Genomic DNA, 21993 nt, shown 5'->3' with positions numbered 1-21993 from the left:
TAAAAAGATCCAGTTCTTTTATTTTACCATGTATTTACGAAAACGCCATCTTGGTTTCGTTTTAACAGATAGGAATTTGTGAAAATTCCCCGGTTGTACTATCATTTATGATGAGAAATCTCATTCGGTCATTATAACAACCTCGGATAAAGTAGTCCAAATGCCTACCGCTTCATTAACCTATTTTGTTAATCAAAAGCCAATTAAATTAGAATTATCGCCGATAGTATCAAAAAATGAAGAAATCTTTGTTGCAATTGATCCGATATTAACCTTTTATCCGATCCACCATAAGAAATTAGCAGATAGGAAATTATGCTGAATTTTACGATTCAAACGAGAATGCAACCTATAAAATCTGGATCGAGGATGAATTATCCTTACACAAACGTGTAAACTTAGCAATGACCAATCATTTAGCAGGGGTTGCAAGCTGGTCAAGATTTTTTGGTGACCAAACTGCCTGGACAGCCCTGGATATGAATACAGATACAACCGTAACAAAAAAATAGACCCTTGCCGGTCTATTTTTTTGTTTCAAAAGTTCGAACAATAAAAGGCTATTTTATTACAAAAATATGGAGAATTTTCAAATCATTTGATAATTCATTGAATGAGTATTTTTGTAACTCTATAATTTAGGTAACTATTTTTTAGGGGGCTTGTGGGCTATGGAAAAACTGAATAAAAATGAAGAAAGCTATCGGGCTCTTGCAGAAAAGTATGAGGCAGTGATTGGCATTTTAGAAAAAAGAATTCAGGAAGAGATGGCCAAAAATAAGCAAAAAGTCCAAATCTTAATTAAACAATCAAAGCTTGCTGCTATGGGAGAAATGATTGCAACGATTGGTCACCAATGGCGCCAGCCGCTTACTAATTTATCTCTTTTGATACAAGATGTGAAAGAAACCTCTGAATTCGGAGAGATTAACAACCAATATATTGACCGATTTACTAGGGAATGCATGATTCAAATTAACCATATGTCAAGCACCATCAATGATTTTCGGAAATTTTACCGCCCAAATAAAGAAAAGACTTCCTTTTCCCTGGCTGAATCGATTGAAGATGCCCTTTCAGTCTTCTCATCAAGCTTAAAAAACCATGATATCCAAGTAGAGTTTGAATACAGGGGCAGGCAAATAGCTTATGGTTATCCAAATGAATATAGCCAGGTAGTTCTTAATATTTTAACCAATGCCAGAGATGCTTTTGTAAACCGTGATATTAAAAATCGAAAAATACGAATCAAAATCACTGAAACAGAAGATCATATAATTGCAGAATTTATCGATAATGCGGGTGGAATTGAACAGGAAATCATCAATATGATTTTTGACCCTTACTTTACAACAAGGGCTCATGGAACTGGGCTGGGGCTTTATATGACCAAAATGATTTTAGAAAATATGAATGGTAGTGTCCAGGTGGCCAATACGGGTGATGGTGCAAGGTTCAGTTTATCGGTTCCTAAAGTGACCTCAGTAATTATACCGGAACTTGCATCTGTTTTTTAGGATATTGCAATAAAGCTCCGCAGCGTTCAAGCGCTTTAATTTTCTAAGAAGTATCATTATGTTTTTTTAGCAGAAAAAGGTAAGATAAAGAAAAAGATTTAAGGAGTGAATCGTATGGGCTTCGAAAATCCAAGCCGTAAAGAAATTGGAGCTATTTTAAAAAAAGCAAAAAGGATAGCTGTTGTCGGTCTAAGCGATAAACCTAACCGCACCTCCTACCAAGTAACAGAGGTAATGAAAAATGCGGGATATGAAATCATCCCTGTTAATCCTACAGTGGATGAAGTGCTGGGCGTAAAAGCAGTTAAGTCACTAAAGGATATTGTGGGGCATGTCGATATTGTAAATGTTTTCCGCCGTTCGGAGGAATTGTTTGATGTTGCCAAAGAATTTGCTCAAATTGATGCCGATGTATTTTGGGCACAGCTCGGACTTTTCAATCAGGAAGCATATGAATTCTTAAAGGATAAGGGCTATACGATAGTGATGGACCGCTGTATTAAAGTAGAGCACGCTTTAACAAAATAAGAAAAATAAGTAATGACTGCCAAAAAAACGGCAGTCATTTTTGTTCTTTTTTACCAAAAATTTTATTACAAAAATATGTTGTTTCAAATAACGTATTTGCCAAATCGAAATAAATCGCTACAATTAAGCATAGACGCCGAAAGAACATGTGGTAGAATAGTAACGACAAACACTTGTTCTTTATTATATTTATTAAAGGATTATCGAATCTTTTAAACGAATGATTTATCAACTATTTATTTTAGCAATTAGAAGGATGTTTCTTTTTGTAAGGTATGAAAGGGGTATTTTAGTGGCAAGGAATCAGCAAGCCTTTGATTATAATGATGATGCCATACAGGTGCTTGAAGGTCTTGAGGCCGTTCGTAAGCGCCCTGGAATGTATATTGGTAGTACCGATTCACGCGGTCTGCACCATCTTGTATATGAGATTGTGGACAATGCGGTTGATGAAGCACTTGGAGGTTTCGGAGATCACATTATTGTTCGCATACACAAAGATAATTCCATTAGCGTCGTTGATAAAGGACGCGGAATGCCAACCGGGATGCATAAAATGGGTAAACCTACGCCTGAAGTCATTTTAACTGTTCTCCATGCGGGGGGGAAATTTGGCCAAGGCGGCTATAAAACCAGCGGCGGATTACATGGTGTCGGTGCTTCTGTTGTAAATGCATTATCGGAAATGTTAACTGTTACCATCAAGCGCGATGGGTTCGTCTATGAACAACGCTTTGAAAATGGCGGTAAACCTGTTACAACTTTAGAAAAAATCGGCAAAACAAATCAATCAGGGACCACGATTCATTTTAAGCCCGATCCATCTATTTTTTCGACGACTACGTATAATTTTGAAACCTTATGTGAAAGGTTGAGAGAATCAGCGTTCTTGTTAAAAGGATTAAAAATCGAGATTATCGATGACCGCAATGATTTTCATGAAGTCTTTCATTATGAAAATGGGATTGAAGCGTTTGTTGAATATTTAAACGAAGAAAAAGACGTGCTCCACCCGGTTGTTAGCTTTGAAGGCACACAAAACGGCATCGAAGTGGAGTTTGCTTTCCAATTTAATGATGGCTATTCAGAAAATGTTCTATCCTTTGTCAACAATGTACGGACAAAGGACGGCGGAACACATGAAGCCGGATCGAAAACCGCAATGACCAGAGTATTCAATGATTATGCTAGAAAGATTTCCCTGTTAAAAGAAAAAGACAAAAACCTTGATGGCTCAGATATTCGCGAAGGACTATCCGCGATTATTTCCGTTCGAATTCCCGAAGAACTGCTACAATTTGAAGGACAAACAAAGGGTAAATTAGGAACAAGCGAAGCCCGATCTGCCGTAGATGCTGTTGTTTCAGAACATCTTTCCTATTTCCTCGAAGAAAACCCTGATATTAGCTCCTTGCTTATTAAAAAATCGATTAAAGCCTATCAAGCCCGGGAAGCAGCGAGAAAAGCCCGGGAAGATGCCAGAAGCGGGAAAAAACGCAAACGTTCAGAGGCTGTATTATCCGGTAAACTGACGCCGGCACAATCACGCAATCCACAGAAAAATGAGCTTTATTTGGTGGAGGGTGATTCTGCGGGAGGCTCTGCCAAACAAGGCCGGGACCGCCGCTTTCAAGCTGTTCTGCCTTTACGGGGTAAAGTTATTAATACTGAAAAAGCAAAACTGGCGGATATCTTTAAAAATGAAGAAATCAATACGATTATTCATGCTATCGGTGCCGGAGTAGGTGCAGATTTTAACGTTGAGGATATTAATTACGATAAAATTATCATTATGACTGATGCAGATACGGACGGAGCACATATTCAAGTATTATTACTTACTTTCTTTTACCGTTATATGAAGCAGCTTATTGAAGCAGGTAAAGTGTTTATCGCCCTGCCTCCTTTATATAAAGTGAGTAAAGGAACAGGAAAAAAAGAAGTGATTGAGTATGCATGGAATGAGGATGAGCTTCAGGATGCCTTAAAAAAGGTGGGCAGAGGCTACATTATTCAACGTTATAAAGGTCTTGGGGAAATGAATGCCGACCAGCTATGGGAAACGACTATGGACCCGGAGACCCGGACACTGATTCGTGTAAAAATTGATGATATTGCAAGAGCAGAACGACGTGTGACAACGCTTATGGGCGACAAGGTTGAACCGCGGCGCAAATGGATTGAAAGTAATGTAGCATTTGGTCTGGAAGAGGAAGACACCATTTTGGAAAATGAAAATATTACGATCGCCCAGGAGGACATTGAAGAATGAGCATAAGTGAACAATTCCGTGACTTACCTCTTGAAGATGTACTTGGCGATCGTTTTGGCAGATACAGTAAGTACATTATTCAAGAACGTGCCCTGCCGGATGCACGAGATGGCTTAAAACCTGTTCAACGAAGAATACTGTATGCCATGCACGTGGAAGGCAATACCCACGATAAAGGCTTCCGAAAATCCGCAAAAACAGTCGGGAACGTAATCGGTAACTACCACCCGCACGGTGACTCCTCTGTTTATGAGGCAATGGTGCGGATGAGTCAGGACTGGAAAGTTAGAAATGTCTTGGTACAAATGCATGGAAACAACGGCAGTGTCGATGGTGACCCGCCTGCAGCGATGCGTTATACCGAAGCCCGGCTTTCTGCGATTGCCACTGAACTATTACGTGATATAGAAAAGCAAACCGTTGAATTTATTCCAAACTTTGATGATACATCAAAGGAACCAACCGTCTTACCGGCCATGTTTCCAAACTTACTGGTTAACGGCTCTACCGGGATATCAGCCGGTTACGCAACCGAAATACCCCCGCATCATCTGGGAGAAGTGATTGACGGTGTAATCATGAGGTTGGATCAACCTGATGTGTCTGTTGATGAGCTAATGACGATAATAAAAGGACCTGATTTCCCGACAGGAGGCATCATTCAAGGTGTTGATGGGATTAAAAAAGCCTATGAAACTGGTAAAGGGAAAATCATTGTCCGCGGGAAGGCAGCGATCGAAGAAATTCGCGGCGGGAAGCAGCAAATTGTTATTACAGAGATCCCATATGAAGTCAATAAAGCTAATCTTGTCAAAAAAATGGATGAGTTCCGCCTCGACAGAAAGGTAGAGGGTATTTCTGAAATTCGTGATGAAACGGACCGTACAGGACTTCGTATTGTCATTGAATTAAAAAAAGATGCCGATGCCGAAGGTGTTTTAAACTTTTTATATAAAAATAGTGATCTTCAAGTTACCTATAATTTTAATATGGTGGCCATCCATAAAAAACGGCCAAAATTAATGGGACTTCGAGAGCTCCTGGATGCCTATATCGAACATCAAAAGGAAGTTGTTACACGAAGAACACAATTTGAACTGAATAAGGCTAAAGAACGGCAGCATATTGTCGAAGGGTTAATGAAAGCCTTATCGATCCTCGATGAAGTGATTGCCACGATTCGAGCTTCTAAGGATAAACGCGATGCCAAGGACAACTTAATTGCAAAGTATGATTTTACAGAGCTCCAGGCTGAAGCGATCGTATCCTTACAGCTTTACCGCTTAACAAACACAGACATTACCGCGTTAAGAAATGAAGCGGAAGAATTAGCAAAGAAAATTGAAGAGTGGACTGCTATTTTAGAAAGTGAGAAAAAACTATTCTCCGTAATCAAAAAAGAATTAAAAGATGTGAAAAAACGGTTTGCTGACGAGCGCCGTTCCAAAATCGAGGCAGAAATCGAAGAGATTAAAATTAATCTTGAGGTCATGGTGCCTAGTGAAGACGTAATTGTCACGGTTACCAAACAAGGGTATGTGAAACGCACCAGCGGTCGTTCCTATGCAGCTTCAAACGGACAGGATTTTGCCATGAAGGATTCAGATCGTCTGTTGGCACAGCTCGATTTGAATACAAAAGATGTCCTCCTTCTATTCACAAATAAAGGGAATTACTTATTCTGCCCTGTTCACGAGCTTCCTGATATCCGTTGGAAAGACCTCGGTCAGCATGTTGCGAATATCATTCCAATTGAACGTGACGAAGAAATTATTCAAGCCATTCCAGTAAAGGACTTTGAGACAGAAGCCTTTTTAGTTTTTATCACGAAAAATGGAATGGTTAAGAAAACAGAATTAAAACAATACAAAGCGCAGCGGTACTCAAAACCACTTGTCGGTATTAATTTAAAAGATGACGATCAAGTCATTGATGTTCATCTTACAGATGGATCAAAGGAAGTTTTCCTTATTACTCAATTTGGTTATGCATTATGGTTCCAGGAAGAGGAAATTAGTATTGTTGGTGTCCGCGCGGCCGGTGTAAAAGGCATTAACTTAAAAGATGGCGACACGGTGGTTGGCGGCAAGATTATTATGCCTGAAAGCGACCAGACCATTGTTATTTCCACACAACGCGGGGCCGTGAAGCGTATGAAATTAAAAGAATTTGAGAAATCTACACGTGCAAAACGCGGGGTTGTTATCCTCCGTGAACTTAAAGCAAATCCTCATCGGATTATGGGATTCGTTGTTGCCCATAATCAGGATACGATTTTTATTCAGACAGAAAAGGGACATATTGAAACAATTAAGGCTGAAGAAATTCGTTATAGTGATCGCTACTCAAATGGCTCCTTTATCTTAGATGAAGGTGACAATGGTAAAGTTACCACTGTTTGGAAAGTGGAAGCAGAGGAAAAACCGGTGGAATAAACTTTGATTTGAGGTTGACGTAATTTCGTCAACCTCTATTTTTTTCATCTTTTTCCCAATATTGGGCATACTAGAATGTATCAGATTTTGGAGGGGATTATGATGAAAAGAGAGATTTTAATTATCGCTGCTGCATTTTTTCTTTCATCACTTACAGCGATTACAGGAGTATATGCCATTGAGGCTAATGCAAAAACAGTCACCATTCTAAAAGAAGAAACAGATATTACGGGTGATGGACAAAATGAAGTCATCTGGCTAAAAGGTGTTCCCTATCGAGATAAAGATTCTTATCTGAAAAAGATTTATATTGATGTAGCCGCCTCAAACGGTAAAACGTATAAATTTCCTTTAGAAAGTGGAGCGAAAGCATCACTTCAGCTGGTTGACCTTAACCATGATGGTGTAAAAGATCTATTTGCCAGTGTCCTAACAGGAGGAAGCGGCGGCATTACCATCAACTATTTATTTTCGCTTAAGGATTTTATCCATACAAATTTAACTGTACCTGAACCATTGGAAGTAGAAAGCCGTTATGTTGATGGCTATAAGGCAACTATAAATCTGACGGCAACAGGGAAAACGTATGAATTTGACTTAAACGATCGGATAAAATACTATAAAAAACTTGGACTTTACCATAACGGTAAATTAAATGAACCAACAGAATTAACCGTTAATCCATACAGCACCCTAGTTCCCAATTCCTTCAAAGGCAATGAAATGGGTCTAAAAGGGATTCAAAGAATAACCGGAATAGTCAACGCAGATACCATTGCATACGTAGAAACTTATTGGATTTACCTTAACGGCAATTGGAAACTAGTGAATGCGGATGTTCAAAAAGAGGCGGCACAAAAATAAGCTTTGATAGTTGTCACTTCTGTTTATTCAGAGCTACTACACAAACTTAAACATAGGATATCCTGTGTTTATTTTTTTTGTTTCAAAATTGACGAATAAATATAGTGGTAATATACTTAGGTATGTAAATATATTAGTAACCTAACTATTTGTATTAGAAATAAAAACGAGGTGGTAAAAATGGCAGATTTTGAGAGTCCTGCAGCACAAAAACTGTTACATGCATTTAGACAATTTAAAAAAACGGGTTGGCATGAGAAAAAAATTGCCGGTTATAACCCGAGTGAATTCAAGGTTCTTGTTACGATTAAACACGGAACAGATGAAAAGAGCGATTTAAAGGTTTCTGAAATTAGTCAGAAACTGCATGTAACTCCACCAACGGTGACGCAGATTATTAATTTACTAGAAAAAGATGGTTTGGTCGAACGATCTGTCGATCCCGAAGACAGACGTGCTGTGAAAATTAAACTCACTTCAAAGGGTATTGAAGTGACAGAGCAAGCAAGATCAGCGTTTAATGAAACCTTTGCCGGGTTAATTGATTACCTAGGGGAAGACGAAAGTGAACAGTTAGCTCAATTACTCTCTAAAGTGCATCAATATTTCAATCAACTGATTCACCCTTAAGAATGGAGTTGAAGATACTTGATCAAATTAAGCAAATTTTTAAAGCCATTTGCATTATCCGTTTCGGCTGTACTTGTACTTGTCCTTCTGCAATCCCTATCTGAACTTTATTTACCGACATTGATGTCAGATATCGTCGATAAAGGTGTGGTAACTGGCGATACCCACTATATTTGGAATATTGGCGGTTTTATGTTGTTAGTAGCCGCAGGTGGGATGGTTTGTTCCATCACTGCCAGTTTCTTTTCAGCAAAAGTGGCATCTGGATTCGGCAAATCACTAAGAAGCAAGATTTTTTCACATGTAGGCGATTTTTCACTGCATGAGTTTGACAAGATCGGAACGGCATCACTCATCACAAGAACTACCAACGATATCACGCAAGTACAGCAAGTATTGGTGATGATGCTAAGAATGATGGCAATGGCTCCAATGATGTGTATTGGCGGCATTATTATGGCGTTTTCTAAAGATGCTAAATTAACAATTGTCCTTGGTGTTGCATTACCCATTTTAGTCCTTGCCATTGTCATTATTGCGAGAAGCGGGATTCCACTCTTTAAGGTGATGCAGATAAAATTGGATAATCTTAATCGTGTCTTAAGGGAGAATTTAACCGGCATTCGTGTTATTCGCTCTTTTAATAGGGTGGAACATGAGAAAAAACGTTTTAATGATGCCAATTTTGATTTAACCTCTACAGCCATAAAAGTAAATAAAATCATGGCCGCAATGATGCCGATCATGATGGTTGTTCTTAATCTTACATCCGTAGCGATTATTTGGTTTGGCGGGATTCGAATTAGCAACGGTCACATGCAGGTCGGTGATATGATGGCATTTATTCAATATGCAATGCAAATCATGTTCTCGTTTATTATGCTATCGATGATGTTTGTCATGATCCCGCGTGCATCTGTTTCCGGAGTAAGAATTAACGAAGTACTTGAAATGGTAGCGGATATTAAGAATCCGGCAGTTTCAACCTTAGTTGAAAGCAAAAAAGGGCTCGTGGAATTTCAAAATGTTTCGTTCAGCTATCCCGGTGCTGAAATGCCCGCGATTTCAAATATCTCTTTTTCAATGAAACCAGGGGAAGTAACAGCCATTATTGGAGGTACTGGCTCCGGGAAATCAACGCTTATAAATTTAATCCCGCGTTTTTATGATGTTGATAGCGGAAGGGTTCTTGTTGACGGTGTCGATGTACGGGAAATGACGCAAGAGAGCTTGCGGGAAAAGGTTGGCTTCGTGCCGCAAACGGCGATTCTGTTTACCGGAACCATATCAGAAAACATCCGCTTTGGAAAAGAAAATGCTACAGATGAAGAAGTACAGTATGCTGCGAAAATTGCGCAAGCAACTGAGTTTATATCAAATATGTCGGAAGGATTTAATGCAGTAATTGCCCAAGGAGGAACAAATGTTTCAGGCGGACAAAAGCAGCGTTTATCAATTGCGAGAGCTCTTATCAGAAAGCCGGAAATTTATATCTTTGATGACAGCTTTTCCGCTTTAGATTTTAAAACCGATGCCAAGCTCCGTGTTGCGTTAAAAGAAGAAACACTTGACTCAACCGTATTAATAGTGGCACAACGGGTAAGCACCATCATGGATGCGGATCAGATTATCGTTTTAGATGATGGAGAAATTGCCGGTATCGGTAAACATCGTGACCTGATGGAAACAAGTTCGGTTTACCGTGAGATTGTGATGTCGCAGCTATCGGAGGAGGAAATCGCATGAGCAAAGAGACCAATAGCCAAAGACCGGGAGGACCAGGGCCCGGCGGCGCATTTGGCTTTCGCGGCGGGATGATGCCTGTCCAAAAAGCAAAGGATTTTAAAGGAACACTAAAGAGATTAATTAGCTACTTAAAACCACATAGATTACAACTTTTAGCTGTATTAATCACCGCGATTATAAGTACTGTCTTTTCCATTGTCAGCCCGAAGATCATGGGGAAAGCAACAACAAAGCTATTTGAAGGGTTGATGTTGAAGTTTAAAGGTGTTCCTGGTGCCAAAATCGATTTTGATTATATTGGTCAGATTATTATCCTTTTAATCGTACTTTATATTTTGAGTGCCATTTTTGCGTATATTCAGCAATTTATAATGGCTGGGGTAGCACAAAAAACAGTATTCAATTTGCGTAAAGAAGTGGATGAAAAACTTAACCGTTTGCCGTTAAAATATTTTGATTCACGTACCCACGGGGAAATCCTAAGCCGTGCCGTCAACGATGTTGATAATATCAGCACTACTTTGCAGCAAAGCTTGACCCAGCTCATCACATCGGTTGTAACGATTGTCGGAGTTATTGTTATGATGCTTACCATTAGTCCATTGATGACGCTGATTGTGGTAGTTACACTCCCGCTCAGCTTTGTAGCAACTGCAAGTATTGCTAAAAAATCGCAACAATTTTTCAAAGGGCAGCAAAAGGCACTTGGTCAATTAAACGGACATGTAGAAGAAATGTATACAGGTCACAAGGTTATAAAAGTGTTTGGACATGAGAAAAAATCAATCGAACAATTTGAGGCCATCAATGAGACACTATATCAATCCGGTTGGAAAGCGCAATTCGTCTCAGGAATGATTATGCCGTTAATGTCGTTTGTAAATAATATCGGCTATGTACTCGTCTCAGTTGCAGGGGGGATACTGGTCACCAAAAGATCGATTGAAATAGGGGATATTCAAGCTTTTATTCAATATGCGCGACAATTTGCCCAGCCAATTACTCAAACTGCAATGATCGCAAATGTAATCCAGTCCACAATAGCCAGTGCCGAACGCGTATTTGAAATACTAGATGAGTTAGAGGAAATTCCCGAGGCCGTTAATGCAAAAGTGGTCGACGATCCTAACGGTGAAGTAAGCTTCAAACATGTTTCCTTCGGTTATGAGGAAAAAGAAATGTTAATTGAGGACATGAATATTGATGTTAAACCTGGTCAAACAGTTGCAATCGTTGGTCCAACGGGAGCCGGAAAGACTACACTTATTAATTTATTAATGCGTTTCTATGAAATCAATTCCGGGACGATTTTTATTGACGGAATTGATATTCGGGAATTAAAACGGGACGACTTACGAAGTTTATTCGGAATGGTCCTACAGGATACATGGCTCTTTAATAGCACAATTCGTGACAATATTGCCTATGGAAAAGAAGGAGCTACGGAAAAAGAAATCATCGAAGCGGCTCAAGCAGCCAATGCAGATCACTTTATTCGAACACTTCCGGATGGGTATGACACCATTCTAAATGAAGAAGCTTCTAATATTTCTCAAGGTCAAAAGCAATTATTAACGATTGCCAGGGCTATTCTTGCTGACCCGGCAATCCTCATCCTTGACGAAGCAACGAGCAGTGTCGATACCCGTACGGAAGTGCAAATCCAGAAAGCGATGAAGCATTTAATGAATGGCCGCACGAGCTTTATCATTGCCCACCGGCTTTCCACCATTCGTGATGCTGATTTAATTCTCGTTATGAATAACGGAAGCGTGATAGAAAAAGGAAATCATAAGGAACTTCTCGAAAAAGACGGATTCTACGCTGATTTATATAACAGTCAGTTTTCGGGTCACAATCAGATTAAAGATGCAGGTTGATGAATTATGTATAAGGTTTAGGCGTTTGGAAGGCCTCAGACAGGGCATTCCAAACGCTTTTTTTTTGGAACTTTTAGGGGAGATTTAATTCTGATTTTACCGAAGAATGAAGAGAGGTTTAGAAAAATTGCTGCAAGAAAAAAAGTCAATTTTAATGATTCATTTTGAAAAATAAATAAAACAAGATAGTTGCAATACATAATAATGTTATGTAAACTCATTAAAAATTTATTGATTTAAGAACAAACAGCAACTAATAGTATTGGTCATAAAATACGATTAGAATAAAAGTTTTTTCAAAAATAATGAATAATGGAATTTCATTCGCTAAATACAATTAATTATTCTGTGTAACTGCATACCAGAAAATTTGACTTATCTGATTTTTATATCAGTAATTTTATTTAGCATATCCTGTTGGCAAGACAGCCAATCTAAAGATCATCATTAAAACTTTCTGAACCAGTGTCAACTGACACAAACTTTTTAATTCCGTCTCACTATCTTAAGTATACTTGACTAATGAGACAAAATTTACTTTTCAAGATTTAACTTCCTAGAATTTATATTATGTAAACTGAAAACAAACATAATAGTATCAACTATTCATGTCTTCAAGTTCCCATAAGATTCTATATTGTCCCCTAAATTTGCTAAGTTGACTATAATTATCGGGGTCCTTCCTGATTAGTGACAAATGGAACATAATTATTGGTTTCGAACCTAATTCATAGAAATCGACTTTATAAAAACCATGAGGTCTGATAATTATGAATTACGTTCAAGCTTCTGATGATTATCTTATGTATTTGGAAGTCGAAAAAAATTATTCAGTGAACACAATTTCCAGTTACGCATTTGATTTAAAGCTTTATGGGGAATTTTTAATAAAAAACGGTCGTTCACTTGACTTAGACAAGCTCACAACCTCTAGTGTACGGCGATTTATCCAAGATCAAGTAATCAATCATGGAATAAAGCCAAGAACCCTGCAACGTCGTTTATCCTGCTTAAAATCATTTAGTCAAGGATTAATTTTCATATTAATAAACCTCCCCGTGTTCATCCCCAAAAATTTATTAAACAAGATTGGATTTTAAAGCATTTTACTCCGTAACTGTTACAGTACCTTTGTACATACCCATTCCACATGAATAATGATACGTTCCAGGTTTTAGAGCTTTGACGTTAACAAAGTTGTTTGTTTTCTCTTTTAATGCTACATTAAACCCAAGTTCCTTGGATATAACGATACCAGTGCAATACACTTTATTCGTTTTAAAGTTAATAATAGATGGTGTTCCAGCTTTTAAAACTAGATTATTCGGGCTATATTCAGTCGGTTTAACCACCACTTCTTGAATTTGGCTACTTGTTGGTGTGAATTTTATTTGATTAGGTTCTGCGGATACTTGATTACTATTACTTGAAAATAACGTACCTTTTCCAAATACCAAGACACCCATAAACGCAAGTATAGCAACTAATACAAATGGATTTGCTATTAAAGGCTTTCTAACAAAGGTTTCTTGTTTCTGAGTTTTTGTTTCTTCATCAATCATACCAATTAGTAAAACCATAACCAGTACAAACACAATATCAATAAAGTATATCATCACATCTATTGATTTGGGTTGTAACATCACACCTAACATTGAACCCATCATTCCGCCCATTATTCCAGCTGTTAATCCGTCGATTGATGCCATGAGGGAAACAGGTCTTCCCGTTAAATATCCTACAACCATACCAATGGATACAGATGCTATCGTAGGTATAGTTAAATCTTTATTTTGTATAAACGTACCTAATATAGCACCAAGTGCAATACTCGCCATCATGGAATTTGTCATAGCAATCATCATACCAGCCATACAGGTAAGCCTTTGCTTATTTCGGAAAGTATAATAAATAACATAGCTGGTCAAAAGGACAATTAAAGTAATACTCACATAAAGCAACATAAGATGTTTCCCCCATTATTTCCTTTTTAAAGAATGGCTTATTATGAATCTAACTTACTCCGATTATATATCTTGATAATAGTAGAAACCAAGGAACAATTATTAACTTTAAACTTTGTAGTTATTTTGTAATTCCATTTGCTACGCCTTTATCCACTATTTCCGTCCAAGTTGAACCCGTATTTTTAGTCATATAAATGTCTTTATCTAAAGTTGCAAAGGTAAACTCAGTACCTTTGGCAGGATTTTGCTGTACATATTCAATGGCTGTTTTTCCTATATTAGGAGCTTTTAAATCTACTGTTTCTTTATTTGTTAAATTGAACCCCATTAATTTCGCCTTATCTGTCATATAACCTACAATCAAACCGTTATTGTGATCAAAAGAGATGGTAGTTACATTGATATTCGGTATAATCAATTCAAAATGGTTTCCATAATCTTTGGATAAGAAAACACCTTGGTCTGTTCCAATTGCAACTACCCCTTTTTCCGTTGAGTGCGCAGCGATTGAAGAGTGATAATAAAAATTGGAGTTGAAATGATGGGTAATACCTTTCCAAAATGGTATGATTTTTTTATGAGTCCATTAGAAAAAGGAAGATTTAAATCGATCCGAAGAGATTTGCTTCAACGAGCGAACGGTACTGTTCTTGAAGTAGGATCAGGAACTGGAATTAATTTTCCTTATTATCAATCTGTTAAAAAAGTAACTGCAATTGAACCAAGCCAAAATATGATTGAACGTTCCAACAAAAGAACGGAATTGTCCATAGTCCCAATACAAATTATTAGGGAAAGTGCTGAACGATTGCCCTTTGTCGATAATACTTTCGATACTGTGGTTGCTACATTGGTTCTCTGTACAATTCCAAATCCAGAAATAGCCTTACAAGAAATGAAACGAGTATGCAAACTAGACGGCAAAATCCTTCTTTTTGAACACGTAAGAATGAAAAATCCCTTTTTGGCAAAATTACAGGATTGGTTAACACCTTTCTGGAAAAAAGTTTGTGACGGCTGTAATTTAAATCGAGATACTGTAATGATGATAAAATCAAATGGACTGGAAATATTGGAAAAAAGAACTTTTTACAATGGTCTCTTTGTTCAATTAGAAATAATGAAAAAGTGACTTTATCTTTTAAAAAGAGAAAAATCCCCCATATTAGAATCATGTAAGGCAAACAAAAAAAGACCCATTGGGTCTTTTTTAGAGTCTTACTCTTTGAAGTCGAAGTGCATTCAATACGACCGAAACAGAACTGAAAGCCATTGCAGCACCTGCTAACCAAGGTGCCAAAAGACCAATAGCAGCAATCGGGATACCAATGCTATTATAAGCTAATGCCCAAAAAAGATTTAGCTTGATATTTCTAATCGTTTTCTTACTCATAAAAATGGCGTCTGCTATGGTATTTAAATCTCCCTTTATTAACGTAATATCAGCAGCTTCCATCGCTACATCTGTTCCCGTTCCTAAAGCCATACCTATATCGGCAACAGCAAGAGCAGGAGCATCATTAATCCCATCACCCACCATTGCTACTTTTCTTCCTTCTTTTTGAAGTTTTTTAACTTCTTCGGCTTTTCCCTCTGGAAGAACTTCAGCGATAACATGGTCAATTCCGACTTGCTTGGCAATCGACTCTGCTGTCCTTGAATTATCTCCTGTAATCATGATGACATATATATTTAAATCTTTTAGACGACGAACAGCTTCTTTTGATGTGTCTTTTATTGCATCTGCCACGGCTATAATACCGCTATATGTTCCTTCAATACTTACAAGCATTGCCGTTTTACCATTAGATTCAAGTGTTTCCATCGTTGAAGTAGCTTTTGTCATGTCAATATTTTCACTCTTCATCAGTCTGCGAGTTCCAATCAGAATCTGTTTATTATCCACGATTGCTTTTACTCCATAACCTGGGATGGCTTCGAAGTTTTGAACCTCTGTAAGTGTAATATTCCTATCCTTAACCCCTTGAACAATTGCTTGCGCCAAAGGGTGCTCTGATTGATTTTCAGCAGAACCAAGAAGGGATAAAAATTCTTTTTCATCCATAGATTCGTGTAAAATCACATCTGTTAACTGAGGAATACCTTTTGTCACTGTACCAGTTTTATCTAAGATAACGGTGTCTATGCAATGAGTCCTTTCAAGGTGTTCTCCGCCTTTAAAGAGAATCCCAAACTCAGCAGCTCTCCCTGACCCAGCCATAATGGATGTAGGAGTAGCTAGACCCAATGCACATGGACAAGCAATAACAAGAACGGCAATTAGTTTTTCAAGAGCAATCGCAAACTCTCCTGGACTAATCCAAATAAACCAGATTAAGAAGGTTACAATAGCAATACCAACAACAATCGGAACAAAGATTCCAGAAATTTGGTCTGCCAGACGTTGAATAGGCGCTTTTGATCCTTGAGCTTCTTCGACAACCTTAATGATTTGGGCTAATACTGAATCCCGTCCTACTTTAGTTGCCTTCACTTTTAAAAATCCGTTTTTATTAATGGTCGCTCCAATTACAGAATCCCCTACTTTTTTATCCACTGGCACACTTTCACCTGTTAACATGGATTCATCTAAAGAAGAACGTCCTTCCATAATCTCGCCGTCAACTGGTACTTTTTCACCAGGTTTGATGTAAACAATGTCACCTTCAACAACTTCCTCAAGAGGTATTTCTTTCTCTATTTCATCACGGACAACAATTGCTGTTTTAGCTTGTAAACCCATTAACTTTTTAATAGCTTCTGATGAACGACCTTTTGCTTTTGCTTCAAATAGCTTTCCTAAAAGGATTAAGGTAATTAGTATCGAACTTGTTTCATAATACAATTCGACCATATGTGTTTCTGCAACAATTGATGTTATGGTTTCATACAAACTATAAAAATATGCCGCTGATGTTCCTAAAGCAACAAGAACATCCATGTTCGCACTCTTATTTCGTAATGCTTTAAAAGCACCAACATAAAATTGCTTTCCAATAATAAATTGGACTGGAGTGGCAAGAGCCAATTGAACCCATGGGTTCATGAACATTGCGGGAAGATAGATAAAGGATGTAAATGAAAAATGAGAAACCATTGACCACAATAACGGAAAAGACAATATTGCTGAAAAAATAAATTTGCCTTGCTGTTTCTTTATTTGTTCCTGACGGTAATCTACTTTTTCATCCTTTTCCTCTTTTGAAATCGCTCTGTATCCTAATGTTTCAACACCCTTAATGATTTCTTGGGTATTAATTAATGATGGATTATATTCCACCGTTGCACTTTCTAATGCCAAATTGACGGTAGCTTTATTAACCCCTTCAAGTTTGTTTAATCCTTTTTCAATTCTTGTTGCACAAGCCGCACAGGTCATTCCAGTAATATCGAATTCTTTTTTTTCTTTTACAACATCGTATCCTAAATCTTGAATTTTCTTTTGAAAATCCTGGTTAGATACAAGATTAGGATCATATTTAATGGTGGACTTTTCAAGTGTTAAATTAACATTCGCTTCTTTAACACCCTCCATTTTTTTGATTCCTTTTTCTATCCTTGTTGCACAGGCTGCACATGTCATTCCTGTAATTTGAAAATTTGTTTCTTTTAACTCATTACTCATATTAAACACCTCTCTTATACTTGCGGGGGGTATATATTTTTGTTAAAGATAACGTGCCCTAATAGCACGTTATCTTGTTTATTCTATTCAACATCATAGCCTTGGTCATCGATTGTTTCTTTGATTTTACTTAAGGATACTTCAGAAGGATTAAATTCAATATCTACATTTCCAGTTTTCAAATGAACCTTTACCGATTTAACACCTGCTAATTTACCCACACTACCTTCAACAGCATTCACGCAATGGCCGCATGACATTCCATTCACTTTTAATGTGATTTTTTCCATTTATAATCACTCCTTTTATTTTTTCAATAACCTTTCAATTGTTAAAAGAACCACGTCTAAAACTTCTGTATCACCCTCATTAATTCGTTCCAATAAACAAGTTTTTAAATGTCCTTCAAGAAGAATCTTTGCCACACTGTTTAAAGCAGACTGTGTAGCTGCAATTTGGGTTATGACATCATCGCAATATGTGTCTTTTTCAATTAATCCTTTTATTCCCCGAATTTGACCTTCAATTCGATTTAAACGAGTAACCAAATTTTTCTTAACTTTATCAGAATGATGGCTTTTCCTTCCTTCAGAAAGATTACAATCATGATTTATGTTTTCATCCTAAATATTGCCTCCACAATTACATTATACTATACCCCCCTACTGTATGTGAAGGATTTAAGAAAATATTTTTATATATTTACTGTTTTGCAATTTGCTTAATTATTTCTCAACTATCTCCTGCCGTACATCTCATTAAAAACCCATTAATTCTTGTAAATACACTTTAGCCAAACTTTTTAGCTTGTCCAAATTTATTGAAGCTCTATCTATTGGAATCATATGAAAGTTTATTACTAAGGTGATTATACATAAAAAATGTGATGAAAGTTTGAAGGCGTAATTTATATTTAAGTATATTTTGTGAACGATTTCGCATTTTCAAAGTTCTCCATACTTTCTTCAAATATTTCTTATATCCTATAAATGAACAAATGGAAATGAATGAATTTAGAGGAGGATTATTATGAAAAAAATCATTGCAACATTCGCTTTTATTTCAACAATGGCTTTAGGAACTTCCGTTTTCGCTGCTGGCCCAGATGTGGCTAATTGTGCACACATGGATAAAGGGAAATGTGTTTCTATGTGTGCAAAAGAAATGAACCGAGGTGTTTCTGAATGTGCAACTTCGCCTGATTGTCCAATGACAACTGGATGCCAGTAATTATTAAAATAAAGCATCGGAACAAAAATAAACTATTACACGGCCAAAAAATAAATAAGTGCAAGAAACAGGACGATTGAACAAACTCAATATGATAGTGCTAAAAATAAGAGAGATTACAAAATTGCAGCTCCAGTTCTGCCTTAATTAATTGATGTAGGAGTAAAAATTCAGTAATCATTTATTACTTAGAACTATCTTAATAACAAAAATTAACCGCATTTAATTAAATGCGGTTGTTATTAATCGTAAATAATTCTCAATCCCTGTCTCTCCAACCAATCAAGTTTTTCCTCCTGACTTGGAAAATAGCTTAGAATATCCTTAACAAGTGGAAAGTAAATGTTTTGACTATTTATTGAATAAACATTCCAAAGTCCTTTTCTATTTTCGGTTATTAGATCTGCATTTTTTAATATTCTTAAGTGATGACTAATGGCTGGTTGACTTATATCTAATCAAAAAATCATTACTATCATCAGAGTAAAGTAATTCACGAAGGTATCCGAAATAAAGGTTAGAGGATAACTAGAATATCCATTCTATGGAAACCGCCCATACCCATTCCAGGAAAGGCCATAACATGATAGTCTAATGTCATTGCTGTCATCTCTTTTTTTATACTTCTTAGTCTTTAACATACAATGCTTTTAGACAATTTGGGAGCTAATTTATCTTTAAAATTGGCAGATTAACTACCCTCGAAAAAATAGGCTTTCAGGAATCAATGCTGTGCTCCATACTTTAAATACTCCGGATTTTCATAGTACAGATAAACGTATTTGCCGATACATAATACTTTGATCATTCATCATCATCAATTAAGTAATTTGATAGAATAACGTCTTCATCTTGTGCATGTCTGGATGGTGTAAATGCAAATGATCCTCCCGTTCCTTCTATCAAACAGAATAATACAACAAATAATGCTATTCGGATTAAAAGACGTACTAATCGGCCTCTAATTCTAGTAGCCATAATGATAAATTACTTTTAGCAGATAAAAGAATAACTCTAAAAGTTCCACGAAGTGTAATAACTTCTACTTCTTTCTCTATAAGATTATAAGCAATCTGACGATATTCCGTTCTATCCATTATTTTCTCCCTCCTTTTTCTCTTTCTTATTTCTTGTTAATGTAAACAGGAGAAAAAGAAGTGGACGACTTCATAGGATATGATGTTTTTTTAAATTGTTCGCCATTTAACTGAAATCCCCTGGGGGCCAAAAGGTTTTGTTATGGACAACTTCTTGTAAGTATCGAAAATAAAAGTGAGAATCTTATCACCTAAAGCCTATTGCCATATTTGTTCCGTTTGTTAGACAATTCCCATATACTGTAGTAGTCATATCAAAAGAAAAGAATACATCGCTATTTGATACAATTCTGTTAATAAAGGAAAAATGCTCTTCCAAATAAGCATTTCATCGTTTCTAGTTAATAAAAGAAAGGGTTTTATAAAATGATGGACAAAAATTTATCTAAGTATGTTTCCTTGACCTTTGATGATGGACCTTCACCTTATACATTTTATATTTTAGATATTCTTAAACGATACCAGGTCCCTGCAACATTCTTTGTCGTCGGTTCTGAAGCGAAAAAATTCCCAATCTTAGTACATCGCATTCACTCGGAAGGACATGTACTCGGAAATCATACTTGGAGTCATCCGGATATATCGACCCTTACCGAAAATCAATTGCGGAATGAAATTCATTCAACAAATGTTCAGATACAAAAGTTGATAGGAACTTCTCCAGATCTGTTTCGTGCTCCCTATGGTGCAATTGATAATGATACTAAGGCTATTATAAAAAAATTGGGGATGACTTCTGTATTATGGAATGTAGATAGTCAGGATTGGTGTGAGAGCTCACCTCTTGCCATTCATCAACATGTCATTACTGGGTTACAAAAAAATAGTCTTATTGTGATGCATGATGGGGATCAATATGGTAGTGGGCCTCGGGATCAAACTGTGGCATCTTTGAATCAAATCATTCAATATTTACAGAAAAATAATTATCACTTTATAACCGTTCCGGAGTTTAATCAATTAGCATTTAAGATTTAAAAACAACTATTACCTCTGGAGTCTAAAGGTGGTCTTATCTATTTGTATGGTGGTAAAGCTGTTTTATCATCTGACACTTGTATTAAATGACTCGAAAAGGATAAAGTAACAATAAAGATGGGAAAAAGAATTTTTAATATTTTCATATTAATCACCTTCCAATTGATAGTAAGATCAATTTAAAAATATGGCTTTAAAGGGGTAGCGTCAGGAAAATGCGGATTTACAACGTTAAGGAAATTCCAATATTAAAAAGCCCAATTCCTCAGCATTAAAATTGAGAAATTAGGCTTTTTTGTTACTTCATAAACGCGCCCGATTTTTGAATAATTCGTTTGATCGATTTAATGGCCTCAACGTGTATTCCTTCATGATATAAACAAAAGCTAAGAAATTCTTCTACTGTGGATAATGTAAGACTGCCTGTAGACGTTGTAAACGGATGCTCTACCGTTTCTTTTAGCCGAGGTTCCAATACTTGTTCAATCCTATTGAATTGATTTTCGAGCAACTGAATTAATTCATGAATAGACGGTACCTGTTCTCCCCAATCTCCTGGTTTCGTACCTCGACTGAATAATTTCATAAAATGATCTGGCATCTTCATTTTTTCTTCATTGGAACGAAAGGCAAAGATTTCTTGCACCACATAAATATGTCCAAGATTCCATTTAATATTGTTGTTGAATCCTTCTGGTATGATAAGCGATGTCCGATCATTCACTTCTGCCACTTGACCAATCGTATTGTCCCGAGCAAATCTTAAATGGTTGAAGATATAGTTTTCCATCCTATTCGCCTCCCTGTGGTTTATCGTTCATTATAATTTTAGCATTTTTCAGATAATTTCACTTCTTATGGATTGCTTTTTTTGATGACCAATCCGGTAACTGTTTTTAAACTATTTTGCCAGTCAGTTAATTGCATATACAGTTTCATTTCCAACCTCTTCTACCAATAATTCATCAATAATCCTTAGACCTTTTTCATTATAAACCTCGTACCTTAACTGAAAGCCTTCTGAACGATGAATTCCTTTTAAAACAGCCATTTTTTTGCGACTTGGACTTTTTCTCGGTGTTTTATCAACAATAAAAATTGCTTCAAAATTTGTTTTACAATTTCATTAAGGGCTTCTTCAACATAAGACTCAATAATTGATGTAGGTAATTTCGAATATTTCTTTGCTCTACAATCTGTCCCTTTACATAAAGAAAGAGCGCA

The 21993-nt window shown here is 36.7% G+C and carries 22 protein-coding genes and 1 pseudogene; 13 read left to right on the top strand and 10 right to left on the bottom strand.

The window, feature by feature from the left end; genetic code table 11:
- Positions 1–100 precede the first annotated feature (100 nt).
- The 10 genes from J2S10_RS15825 to J2S10_RS15780 all read left to right on the top strand — a co-directional run bounded on the left by J2S10_RS15825 (position 101) and on the right by J2S10_RS15780 (position 12972).
- On the top strand, positions 101–322 hold the full coding sequence (locus J2S10_RS15825; protein ID WP_307410041.1) for a stalk domain-containing protein: 222 nt from the start codon (positions 101–103) through the stop codon (positions 320–322).
- A gap of 349 nt (positions 323–671) precedes the next feature.
- The gene (locus J2S10_RS15820) at positions 672–1517 is read left to right on the top strand and encodes a sensor histidine kinase (RefSeq protein ID WP_307409463.1); all 846 of its coding nucleotides are present in this window, start codon (positions 672–674) and stop codon (positions 1515–1517) included.
- A 114-nt stretch (positions 1518–1631) separates the two neighbouring features.
- Entirely contained in the window at positions 1632–2045 is a 414-nt protein-coding gene (locus J2S10_RS15815; protein WP_307409461.1) for a CoA-binding protein, read from the top strand.
- Positions 2046–2337: 292 nt separating this feature from the next.
- Entirely contained in the window at positions 2338–4317 is a 1980-nt protein-coding gene (gene parE, locus J2S10_RS15810; protein ID WP_307409459.1) for a DNA topoisomerase IV subunit B, read from the top strand.
- A complete protein-coding gene (parC, locus tag J2S10_RS15805; RefSeq protein WP_307409457.1) occupies positions 4314–6752 on the top strand; it encodes a DNA topoisomerase IV subunit A in 2439 nt (812 codons plus the stop codon). Before parE ends, parC begins: the two co-directional genes overlap by 4 nt.
- A 102-nt stretch (positions 6753–6854) precedes the next feature.
- Positions 6855–7616, top strand: a complete 762-nt coding sequence (locus tag J2S10_RS15800; RefSeq protein WP_307409455.1) for a hypothetical protein — start codon at positions 6855–6857, stop codon at positions 7614–7616.
- 180 nt (positions 7617–7796) lie between these two features.
- Complete coding sequence (locus J2S10_RS15795; RefSeq protein ID WP_307409453.1) at positions 7797–8246, top strand: MarR family winged helix-turn-helix transcriptional regulator; 450 nt, start codon at positions 7797–7799, stop codon at positions 8244–8246.
- Between the two features lie 18 nt (positions 8247–8264).
- Positions 8265–9992, top strand: a complete 1728-nt coding sequence (locus J2S10_RS15790; RefSeq protein WP_307409450.1) for an ABC transporter ATP-binding protein — start codon at positions 8265–8267, stop codon at positions 9990–9992.
- On the top strand, positions 9989–11872 hold the full coding sequence (locus J2S10_RS15785; protein ID WP_307409448.1) for an ABC transporter ATP-binding protein: 1884 nt from the start codon (positions 9989–9991) through the stop codon (positions 11870–11872). The genes J2S10_RS15790 and J2S10_RS15785 overlap by 4 nt, the downstream gene beginning before the upstream one ends.
- A 770-nt stretch (positions 11873–12642) precedes the next feature.
- Entirely contained in the window at positions 12643–12972 is a 330-nt protein-coding gene (locus J2S10_RS15780; protein WP_307409445.1) for a site-specific integrase, read from the top strand.
- A gap of 6 nt (positions 12973–12978) precedes the next feature.
- Here the strand turns inward: J2S10_RS15780 and J2S10_RS15775 are convergent, their stop codons facing one another.
- Entirely contained in the window at positions 12979–13836 is an 858-nt protein-coding gene (locus J2S10_RS15775; RefSeq protein ID WP_307409443.1) for a cupredoxin domain-containing protein, read from the bottom strand.
- A 121-nt stretch (positions 13837–13957) separates the two neighbouring features.
- Positions 13958–14257 (bottom strand): hypothetical protein, encoded by a 300-nt coding sequence (locus J2S10_RS15770; RefSeq protein ID WP_307409442.1) that lies wholly within the window; start codon positions 14255–14257, stop codon positions 13958–13960.
- A gap of 123 nt (positions 14258–14380) precedes the next feature.
- On the opposite strand from J2S10_RS15770, the gene J2S10_RS15765 reads away from it, so the two are divergent.
- Positions 14381–14971, top strand: coding sequence for a class I SAM-dependent methyltransferase (locus J2S10_RS15765; protein WP_307409440.1), 591 nt, complete (start codon positions 14381–14383; stop codon positions 14969–14971).
- Between the two features lie 78 nt (positions 14972–15049).
- Here the strand turns inward: J2S10_RS15765 and J2S10_RS15760 are convergent, their stop codons facing one another.
- The 3 genes from J2S10_RS15760 to J2S10_RS15750 form a co-directional block, all read right to left on the bottom strand.
- The gene (locus J2S10_RS15760) at positions 15050–17464 is read right to left on the bottom strand and encodes a heavy metal translocating P-type ATPase (RefSeq protein WP_307409439.1); all 2415 of its coding nucleotides are present in this window, start codon (positions 17462–17464) and stop codon (positions 15050–15052) included.
- Positions 17465–17547: 83 nt separating this feature from the next.
- On the bottom strand, positions 17548–17754 hold the full coding sequence (gene copZ, locus J2S10_RS15755; RefSeq protein WP_307409436.1) for a copper chaperone CopZ: 207 nt from the start codon (positions 17752–17754) through the stop codon (positions 17548–17550).
- Positions 17755–17769: 15 nt separating this feature from the next.
- The gene (locus tag J2S10_RS15750; protein ID WP_307410039.1) at positions 17770–18078 is read right to left on the bottom strand and encodes a metal-sensitive transcriptional regulator; all 309 of its coding nucleotides are present in this window, start codon (positions 18076–18078) and stop codon (positions 17770–17772) included.
- Between the two features lie 415 nt (positions 18079–18493).
- Here J2S10_RS15750 and J2S10_RS15745 point away from each other — a divergent pair, with 415 nt between their 5' ends.
- Positions 18494–18694: a hypothetical protein gene (locus J2S10_RS15745; protein WP_307409434.1), complete on the top strand. Its 201-nt coding sequence runs from the start codon at positions 18494–18496 to the stop codon at positions 18692–18694.
- A gap of 242 nt (positions 18695–18936) precedes the next feature.
- Here the strand turns inward: J2S10_RS15745 and J2S10_RS27475 are convergent, their stop codons facing one another.
- From J2S10_RS27475 to J2S10_RS15735, 3 genes are all read right to left on the bottom strand, one after another.
- Complete coding sequence (locus tag J2S10_RS27475) at positions 18937–19146, bottom strand: ArsR family transcriptional regulator (RefSeq protein ID WP_370876227.1); 210 nt, start codon at positions 19144–19146, stop codon at positions 18937–18939.
- Between the two features lie 352 nt (positions 19147–19498).
- Positions 19499–19672 (bottom strand): hypothetical protein, encoded by a 174-nt coding sequence (locus J2S10_RS15740; RefSeq protein ID WP_307409432.1) that lies wholly within the window; start codon positions 19670–19672, stop codon positions 19499–19501.
- Positions 19645–19791, bottom strand: a complete 147-nt coding sequence (locus J2S10_RS15735) for a hypothetical protein (RefSeq protein WP_307409430.1) — start codon at positions 19789–19791, stop codon at positions 19645–19647. Before J2S10_RS15735 ends, J2S10_RS15740 begins: the two co-directional genes overlap by 28 nt.
- Before the next feature lie 366 nt (positions 19792–20157).
- Between J2S10_RS15735 and J2S10_RS15730 the strand changes: the two genes are divergently transcribed.
- Positions 20158–20769 (top strand): polysaccharide deacetylase family protein, encoded by a 612-nt coding sequence (locus J2S10_RS15730; RefSeq protein ID WP_307409428.1) that lies wholly within the window; start codon positions 20158–20160, stop codon positions 20767–20769.
- 298 nt (positions 20770–21067) lie between these two features.
- On the opposite strand, the gene J2S10_RS15725 is transcribed toward J2S10_RS15730, so the two are convergent.
- Both J2S10_RS15725 and J2S10_RS15720 read right to left on the bottom strand, forming a co-directional pair.
- On the bottom strand, positions 21068–21559 hold the full coding sequence (locus J2S10_RS15725) for a DinB family protein (protein WP_307409426.1): 492 nt from the start codon (positions 21557–21559) through the stop codon (positions 21068–21070).
- A gap of 132 nt (positions 21560–21691) precedes the next feature.
- Positions 21692–21945 (bottom strand): annotated as a pseudogene (locus tag J2S10_RS15720) (hypothetical protein); the annotation flags it as partial.
- Positions 21946–21993 lie beyond the last annotated feature (48 nt).

It is taken from the genome of Neobacillus ginsengisoli, from assembly GCF_030813055.1.
Note: the sequence above shows the minus strand (reverse complement) of the source record. Positions and strands in the feature narration are given on the sequence as shown.

Bases quoted from the DNA above. Each gene is read 5' to 3' on its own strand.
- J2S10_RS15775 (WP_307409443.1), bottom strand. From the start codon at position 13,836: ATGTTGCTTTATGTGAGTATTACTTTAATTGTCCTTTTGACCAGCTAT.
- copZ (WP_307409436.1), bottom strand. From the start codon at position 17,754: ATGGAAAAAATCACATTAAAAGTGAATGGAATGTCATGCGGCCATTGC.
- J2S10_RS15780 (WP_307409445.1), top strand. From the start codon at position 12,643: ATGAATTACGTTCAAGCTTCTGATGATTATCTTATGTATTTGGAAGTC.
- J2S10_RS15725 (WP_307409426.1), bottom strand. From the start codon at position 21,559: ATGGAAAACTATATCTTCAACCATTTAAGATTTGCTCGGGACAATACG.
- J2S10_RS15745 (WP_307409434.1), top strand. From the start codon at position 18,494: ATGAAAAAAATCATTGCAACATTCGCTTTTATTTCAACAATGGCTTTA.
- J2S10_RS15795 (WP_307409453.1), top strand. From the start codon at position 7,797: ATGGCAGATTTTGAGAGTCCTGCAGCACAAAAACTGTTACATGCATTT.
- parC (WP_307409457.1), top strand. From the start codon at position 4,314: ATGAGCATAAGTGAACAATTCCGTGACTTACCTCTTGAAGATGTACTT.
- J2S10_RS15735 (WP_307409430.1), bottom strand. From the start codon at position 19,791: ATGGATAGAACGGAATATCGTCAGATTGCTTATAATCTTATAGAGAAA.
- J2S10_RS15765 (WP_307409440.1), top strand. From the start codon at position 14,381: ATGGGTAATACCTTTCCAAAATGGTATGATTTTTTTATGAGTCCATTA.
- J2S10_RS15800 (WP_307409455.1), top strand. From the start codon at position 6,855: ATGAAAAGAGAGATTTTAATTATCGCTGCTGCATTTTTTCTTTCATCA.
- J2S10_RS15785 (WP_307409448.1), top strand. From the start codon at position 9,989: ATGAGCAAAGAGACCAATAGCCAAAGACCGGGAGGACCAGGGCCCGGC.
- J2S10_RS15820 (WP_307409463.1), top strand. From the start codon at position 672: ATGGAAAAACTGAATAAAAATGAAGAAAGCTATCGGGCTCTTGCAGAA.
- J2S10_RS15730 (WP_307409428.1), top strand. From the start codon at position 20,158: ATGATGGACAAAAATTTATCTAAGTATGTTTCCTTGACCTTTGATGAT.
- J2S10_RS15760 (WP_307409439.1), bottom strand. From the start codon at position 17,464: ATGAGTAATGAGTTAAAAGAAACAAATTTTCAAATTACAGGAATGACA.
- J2S10_RS15740 (WP_307409432.1), bottom strand. From the start codon at position 19,672: ATGGCTACTAGAATTAGAGGCCGATTAGTACGTCTTTTAATCCGAATA.
- J2S10_RS15815 (WP_307409461.1), top strand. From the start codon at position 1,632: ATGGGCTTCGAAAATCCAAGCCGTAAAGAAATTGGAGCTATTTTAAAA.